General features: G+C 73.7%; 7 protein-coding genes. All 7 read left to right on the top strand.

Annotated features, from left to right (window positions below; genetic code table 11):
* Window positions 1–165: 165 nt before the first annotated feature.
* Window positions 166–543: a hypothetical protein gene (locus tag ACWEVO_RS31590; protein ID WP_452311116.1), complete on the top strand. Its 378-nt coding sequence runs from the start codon at window positions 166–168 to the stop codon at window positions 541–543.
* Window positions 544–601: 58 nt separating this feature from the next.
* Window positions 602–1486, top strand: coding sequence for a hypothetical protein (locus tag ACWEVO_RS31585; protein WP_452311115.1), 885 nt, complete (start codon window positions 602–604; stop codon window positions 1484–1486).
* Window positions 1487–1577: 91 nt separating this feature from the next.
* Window positions 1578–2207: a DUF4178 domain-containing protein gene (locus ACWEVO_RS31580; RefSeq protein ID WP_452311114.1), complete on the top strand. Its 630-nt coding sequence runs from the start codon at window positions 1578–1580 to the stop codon at window positions 2205–2207.
* Between the two features lie 2 nt (window positions 2208–2209).
* On the top strand, window positions 2210–2701 hold the full coding sequence (locus ACWEVO_RS31575; RefSeq protein WP_452311113.1) for a DUF2617 family protein: 492 nt from the start codon (window positions 2210–2212) through the stop codon (window positions 2699–2701).
* On the top strand, window positions 2698–3123 hold the full coding sequence (locus ACWEVO_RS31570) for a DUF4247 domain-containing protein (RefSeq protein WP_452311112.1): 426 nt from the start codon (window positions 2698–2700) through the stop codon (window positions 3121–3123). Before ACWEVO_RS31575 ends, ACWEVO_RS31570 begins: the two co-directional genes overlap by 4 nt.
* Window positions 3124–3161: 38 nt before the next feature.
* Window positions 3162–3584, top strand: coding sequence for a DUF350 domain-containing protein (locus tag ACWEVO_RS31565; RefSeq protein WP_452311111.1), 423 nt, complete (start codon window positions 3162–3164; stop codon window positions 3582–3584).
* Window positions 3584–4189 (top strand): hypothetical protein (locus ACWEVO_RS31560; RefSeq protein WP_452311110.1); only part of this gene is annotated, 606 nt, incomplete at its 3' end. The genes ACWEVO_RS31565 and ACWEVO_RS31560, both read left to right, overlap by 1 nt.

The raw sequence follows: 4189 nt of genomic DNA, 5'->3' as shown, positions 1-4189 counted from the left end.
CACCGTCACCGCCGCCTGACACCCCGGCCCGGGGCCCGCGCCACGCGGACCCTGGGCCGGCCGGCTTCGGTGATCAAGGAGTTTGCGCCACGGGAAGCAGGTCCGCCGACGCAAACTTCTTGATCAACAGGGTCAGCGGCGGCCGGGTGGGGCACTAGGGAGGGCATGTTGGGGATGGGGAAGAAGGACCGGGAGTTGGCGGCGGCCGTCGAGGAGTTGTCTCGGGCGGACACCCTCGCGTTCGGCGGGGTGGGGATCGCGTCGCAGATCCTGCCGGCGACGGACGCGTACCGGCACGTCGAGCGGGCCCTGCACGAGCATCCGGAACAGGCCCGGAAGAAGGTCGACTGGCTGCTCCGGCACGGGTCGCCGGCCGGGAAGGCGTACGCGGCGGCGCTGCTGGACACCGTGGACCGGGCGGCCGGCCGGGCCGCCTGGGAGCGGCTGCGCGACGACGACGCCGAGTTCACCACGTTCAGCGGCTGCCTCATGGGCCGCGCCACCCTCCGTGAGTACGCCACGGAACGCCTGACCGGGGCCTGACCCCGGGTCCACCGAACGGGGGGCGGCGGAACGCGTCGGATGGCCTTAGCTTTCCGCCATGACATCTCCCGGCGCTGCCTCGCCCCGACCCGTCCGGCCCGGAACGGTGGCGGTCGCCTACTGGTTGCAACTCGCGACGGTGGCCGTCCTGCTCGCTCTGCTCTGCGTGGTGGTCGTCGAGGCGGTGCGCTATGACGCGCTGATCGACGACGTGTTGCGGCAGGTCCCGGACGCCGACCCGGCGGAGGTGTCTGCGGAGCGCAGCGGAAACCTGTTCACGACGCTCTTCCTCGGGATTCCCGCGCTGCTCCTCGCCGGCTGGCTCGCGGCCACCGCGCTGCCGCTGCGCCGGGGCAGCAACGTCGCCCGGGTCCTGGTCTTCGTGGCTGCCTGCGGGCAGTTGCTGCTCTGCATCGTGCAGGGCTGCGGGGGCCTGCTGATCGTTCCGCTGGTCATGGCGGCCGGAATGGGCGACCCGGAGTTCGGCCCGGCCGGGAGCGAGGGGCCCGACGGCGACTGGGAGCAGTCCAGGTTCCTCGACACCCTCTACTCCCGGGGAGACGAGCAGGGTGTGGTGACTGCCGCGGCCGGCGGGATCGGCGTCCTGCTGGTGCTGGCGCTCACCGTGGCCGTGGTGGTGCTGCTCCTGCTCCCCGAGTCCCGCCGCTGGTTCCGCGGCGACGTGCCGACCGCGGCCGCCAACCCCTGGCCGGCGTACGGCTACGGCTACTACGGGCCGGGGCACCCGCAGCCGGGCCAGCCGGTCTGGCTGCCGCCGGGCTACCTGCTCTGCCCCGATCCGGCACTGCACCTCGCTCATCCGCCCGCCGGCGCGATGCCGGCCGGTCCGCCCAGCGATCCGACGACCCTGACCGATGCCGGAGGGCAGGCCGACGGCACCACGCCGCCTGACCGGCCGGGACAGCCGCCTGCCGGGGCCTGACGTAGCTGAGCGCTCACTCAACGAGCGGGACTTCGGCGTACGTGCGTCGGGTTGTTACCGTCTCCGCCGACGCACGTGGGGAGGCGGGGTCGTGAACGGAACATTGGCGTACCTGGTGGCGGGACTGGGGTGCCTGCTCGGGGTGGCCGGCGTGGTGATCGCCGTGGTGGCGCTGAGCCGGGCGGGGTCCCGGCCCCGCCCGGAGGCCACCGGTGACCCGTTCCGCGACCGCGACGCCGACGCGCTGCGCGGCGACCCCCGCGCCCTCAAGCCCGGTGACATCGTCGAGATCCGTCAGGTGCCGTACACCGTGCGCGGCTCGGTGCATCTGGTCGAGGGCGGCTGGAGCTGGGCCGAGCACCTGCTCGACGACGCCGGCGGGGTGAAGCGCTGGCTCTCCGTCGAGGCGGACCCGGACCTGGAGCTGGTGCTCTGGACCGGCGAGCCGTCCGCCACCGTCACCCCCGGCGCGCCGACGCTGGAGATCGCCGGCCGCCGCTACCAGTGGGACGAGTCCGGCCAGGCCAAGTACACCGCCACCGAGGGCACCGGCCTCGACCCGCGCGGCACCATGCGCTACCACGACTACCAGGCCCCCGGCGGGGCCCGGCTCTCCTTCGAGGCGTACGGCGAGGCCGGCTGGGAGGTGAACCTCGGCGAGAAGCTGCACCGCGCCGAGGTGATGATCTACCCGCAGGGCGGCCCCGAGCAGGTGTCCTGAGCGTGCTGGTCGACCTCGACGCGCCGTATGTGGACACCCGCGCCGCCGACCTGAGCCTGAGCCTGGGCGGGCCGGAACGCCCCGCCCTGCACGTACGCGAGCTGACCCTGCCCGGCGGCCTGCGCCTGCGGCTCCGCCTGCTCGGCGCCTCGCACCAGGTGATCCTCGGCGACCTCACCGAGACCGTCGCCTGCCTCCCCGGGCGGCCGCCGCACCTGCCCGACACCCTGCACGACGAGAGTGCCGGCTACCGGTTCACCGCCACGGTGCTCCGGCCCGCCGGCGACGGCCTGCGCACCCGGGTCGCCGCGCTCCGCGCCGAGCTGGCCGACGACCCGTACGCCCTGGTCGGGGTCTTTCCCGGCGACGTCGACGCGATCACCGCGCTCGCCGTCCGCCCCCAGCCGCCGGTCGGCTCGGTGGCCTGGCGCACCTGGCACGCGTATCCGCAGACCAACGAACTGGTCCTGACCGAGACGGTGGTGGCACTGTGACGTACCGACGCTGGTTCGTGGTGGGCGTGGCGTTCGCCGTGATCGGCGCGCTGATCGCCGCCTTCGCCATCTTCTACGGCAACTTCTCGCCGCGCGGTTACGTGCAGGACCACTACGCCCGGGCAAGCAGCCGGGACATCGGCTCCGACGCGATCGCGTACACCTCGAACAAGGCGCCCAGCCAGGTGTCCGCGGACATCAGCCACGCCTGGCAGCCGGCCGACCAGTACGTCGACGGCAGCGGCGTCTACCTGCGCTACGACGACGACTCGGTGGTGATCCTCCCGCTCGCCGCCGGCTCGGTGATCCTGCTGGAACGGATGACCACCGCGTACCCGCGCTACCACTCCCGGGTGGGAAACCACTGGGGCTGGGGCCGGGGCAGCACGGTCCGCGGTGGCGGACCCGGCGCCGGCAAGTGACCTGACCCCTCCCACCTGCGAAGATCCTGGAGTCCCCTGTGCAGACGCTGGTCACCGATCTGCTGGTCACGCTCGCCTACGGCGTGGTCGGCGTGGCCCTGATGGCCGTCGGCTACGTCCTGGTCGACGTCGCCACCCCCGGCAAGCTCCACGAGCTGATCTGGGTCGCCCGGAACCGCAACGCGGCGCTGCTGCTCGCCTCGAACCTGGCCGGCGTCGGCACCATCGTGGTCGCCGCGATCGCCGCCAGCGCGGACGACTTCGTGCTCGGCCTGGTCGGCGCGGCCGCGTACGGCATCCTCGGCCTGGTCATCATGGCGGCGGCGTTCCTGCTGCTGGACATGGCCACCCCGGGCAAGCTCGGGGAGATCCTGGTCGACCCGGAGCCGCACCCCGCGGTCTGGGTCTCCGCCGTGGTCCACCTGGCCACCGGCGCGATCATCGCCGCCGCGATCAGCTGATGACCGGCACCAGGCCGCCGGCGAAGGGTGGGCCGAAGAAGCGGCAGCAACTGCTGGTCTGGTCGGTGATCATCGTGGTCACCGTCGGGCTCTGTGCCGTCGGGGCGCTGACCGGTGACTCCGACACCGCCGTCCCGGCCCCGGCCGCCGACGAGCGCGCCGACACCGTCCCGCTCCTGGCGTCCGCCGCCGCCGGCCAGCGGATCTGCTACGGGTGGCGGCTGACGGACGGGTACGACGTGGTGAGCGTCGGCTCGAACGCGGGCGACGGCACGGCGGTCGGCGACGCCCCCGGTTGCCCCCGCTGGCTCGAGGCGTACGCCGACGTCACCTACACCTCGGAGAGCAGCGAGGCGAACGACTCCGCCACCGTCCGGGTGAACGGCTCGGACGACCTCGAACTGGCCGACCTCTACCGGATCGAGGCCGGGCTGGCCCGGTTCGGGCTGGACGAGTCCACCTTCGTCGACGACCCGGGTTGGGCGGTCACCCGGGCCGCCACCGTGCTGCCGCTGCTCGCCGTCGAGGCCGGGCTGGCCGAGCCGGCCGCCGCCCCCACCCTCGGTCCGACCGCCGCCGTCCGCCCGCTGCCCGCCGCCGGCAGC

It is taken from the genome of Micromonospora sp. NPDC003776 (assembly GCF_053605645.1).
The sequence above is the reverse complement of the archived record's forward strand: the minus strand, read 5'-3'. Positions and strand labels throughout refer to the sequence as shown.

What these genes read in the sequence shown, in the direction of transcription:
- ACWEVO_RS31590 (WP_452311116.1), top strand. Translation starts at nt 166, where the DNA reads ATGTTGGGGATGGGGAAGAAGGACCGGGAGTTGGCGGCGGCCGTCGAG.
- ACWEVO_RS31585 (WP_452311115.1), top strand. Translation starts at nt 602, where the DNA reads ATGACATCTCCCGGCGCTGCCTCGCCCCGACCCGTCCGGCCCGGAACG.